The sequence below is a fragment of the Pseudomonas sp. WS 5071 genome, assembly GCF_012985765.1.
Lineage (GTDB): Bacteria > Pseudomonadota > Gammaproteobacteria > Pseudomonadales > Pseudomonadaceae > Aquipseudomonas > Aquipseudomonas lundensis_A.
This window is the reverse complement of sequence record NZ_JAAQWY010000081.1, coordinates 1-1094: the sequence shown is the minus strand read 5'-3', so window position 1 is coordinate 1094 and position 1094 is coordinate 1. Positions and strand designations below refer to the sequence as shown.

At 58.8% G+C, this 1094-nt stretch carries 1 protein-coding gene; it reads left to right on the top strand.

The features are described from left to right. The first annotated feature begins 44 nt into the window (after positions 1-44). On the top strand, positions 45-1064 hold the full coding sequence (locus HBN61_RS22300; protein WP_083333228.1) for an IS30 family transposase: 1020 nt from the start codon (positions 45-47) through the stop codon (positions 1062-1064). The last annotated feature ends 30 nt before the right edge of the window (positions 1065-1094 follow it).

Below are 1094 nucleotides of genomic sequence, written 5' to 3'. Positions count from 1 at the left end.
GGCGGTCTCAGTGACCAAGTGCAACACCCGAGGTAAGGTGCTGCATGACTACTCACTACACCCACTTGACCATCGAAGAGCGCGTAACGCTAATGATCATGCGTATGCAAGGCGCCTCGCTGCGAGCCATCGCCCAAGTTCTTGGGCGCCAACCCAGCACGCTGAGTCGAGAGGTGCGGCGCCAGTCGCAGCCTGGGCACTATGACGCCAGCACTGCCGGTGCTCGAGCCCGTGCCCTCAGACACGTCCCGAGGCGCAGCAAGATTCTTGCCCCTGGTTCTGAACTGTTCCAGGTCGTACACAGCATGTTGGCCAAGGGCTGGTCTCCTCAGCAAATTGCCGCCAGACTCAAGGACTACTGGCCTGATAATCCTGAGCGGCATGTGAGTCACGAAACGATCTACCTGACAATCTATGCATACCCACGCGGCGAGCTTAAGCGTCAACTCATTGGTTACCTGCGCCAGGGCGGCAGCAAGCGGCGTACTCGCAGCACTGCGCCAGCTCGGCGCGAGCGCTATCCAGCTGAACAGAATATTCGCTACCGGCCTGAAGAGGTCGAAGGTCGACAAGTGCCAGGTCATTGGGAAAGCGACCTGATCATGGGCGCGAACAATCGCTCGGCAGTAGCGACGATGGTCGAGCGCACGAGCCGTTTCGTGATCCTGGCCAAGTTGGATGCGCCCACCGCAGACGCCGCGCTAGAGGGGATGACGCGAGAACTTTCGCGGATGGCACCGGCGCTGCTGAAAACCATGACCCATGACCAAGGTAGCGAGATGGCCAAGCATCAAGAGCTGACAGCTCGTACGGGAATGAAGATCTACTTCGCCGACCCGCACAGCCCTTGGCAAAGAGGCAGCAACGAGAACACGAACGGCCTGCTCCGGCAGTACTTACCCAAGAGCACCGATTTGTCGCTGGTTAGCCAGGAGCGGCTGGACGAGATTGCCGACTTGCTCAACACCCGACCTCGTCAGACATTGGGCTGGAAATTCCCTGTTGAAGTGTTGACGGATCATCTGCAACTGCTGGCAACCAATCGGCTCAACACTATCAACTGACTGTTGCACTTGGAACCTGAGGCCGCCGTT

What these genes read in the sequence shown, in the direction of transcription:
- HBN61_RS22300 (WP_083333228.1), top strand. Translation starts at nt 45, where the DNA reads ATGACTACTCACTACACCCACTTGACCATCGAAGAGCGCGTAACGCTA.